We start from the raw sequence: 1,058 nt of genomic DNA, 5'->3' as shown, positions 1-1,058 counted from the left end.
GCCCGGCGGGCGAGCCGGCACAGGCTGGGGCCCATCTTGCCGCCGGCGCCGAGCACCAGCAGATCGCCTTCGAGGCGGCCGAGATCGGCGACGAGCGCGGGGGAGGGGGTGGCGAGCCGCTCTTCGAGCGCGGCCTCATCGGTGAACATTCGTGACTATCCCTTGATTCCGGACGCGGTGACGCCCTCGGTGAAGTAGCGCTGGCCCACCATGTACGCGGCGAAGATGGGCACGAACGCGATGACGGAGCCGGAGAGCACCACGTTGAGCGGTACGTTCTGCTGCTGGAGCGAGGCGATGCCGACGGTCAGGGTGCGCATGTCGGTGGACTGGCCGATGACCAGCGGCCACAGGAAGTCGTTCCAGTGCCACAGGAAGACGAAGACGCCGAGCGTGGCCAGGATCGGCTTCAGCAGCGGCAGCACGATCCGGTAGAAGATCTGCCACTCGTTGCAGCCGTCCAGCCGGGCCGCCTCGAAGAGCTCGTCCGGCAGCCCCTGGATGAACTGCCGCATCAGGAACACCGCCTGGGCGTTGGCCAGGGTCGGCACGATCAGACCCCAGTACGTGTCCACGCCGCCCAGCTTCGCGATCATCGCGAACGTCGGGATCATCGTGACGTGGTACGGGACCATCACCATCGACAGGAACGACCAGAACATGGTCTCCCGGCCGGGGAAGCGCTTCTTGGCGAAGGCGTACCCGGCGAGCGAGGCGAGCAGCAGCACGCCGACGACCGAGACGACCGAGTAGATCAGCGTGTTGAGCAGCCAGCGCGGCACGTCCTGGGCGTTCATGACGGTGTCGTACGCCTCGCCGGTCAGCGGCCACGGCAGCAGACTGCCGGGGAACTCGACCGCCGCGGACGGCTTCAGGGAGAGCACGACCATCGCGTAGAACGGGAAGATCGTCACGAGCGCGGCCACCGTCAGCAGCACGGCGCGGCCGATCCGGCCGGCCCGGGTGGGCCGCATGCCGTACGGGACGGTGTCCTGCTCCGAGAGCTTGCGCAGCTTGCGTTCGGCACGGCGGGCGGCCCGGTCGGGGGCCGCCGGCGC

General features: G+C 69.0%; 1 protein-coding gene and 1 pseudogene. Both read right to left on the bottom strand.

Going from position 1 to position 1,058, the window contains the following annotated elements; translation table 11 throughout:
* Positions 1 to 149 (bottom strand): annotated as a pseudogene (locus ABZ622_RS42115) (epimerase); the annotation flags it as partial.
* A gap of 6 nt (positions 150 to 155) precedes the next feature.
* On the bottom strand, positions 156 to 1,058 hold a 903-nt coding region (locus ABZ622_RS42110; protein ID WP_360552638.1), incomplete at its 5' end, for a carbohydrate ABC transporter permease.

This window comes from Streptomyces sp. NPDC007164 (genome assembly GCF_040634135.1).
In the GTDB taxonomy this organism is placed as follows: Bacteria; Actinomycetota; Actinomycetes; order Streptomycetales; family Streptomycetaceae; genus Streptomyces; species Streptomyces sanglieri.
Note: the sequence above shows the minus strand (reverse complement) of the source record. Positions and strands in the feature narration are given on the sequence as shown.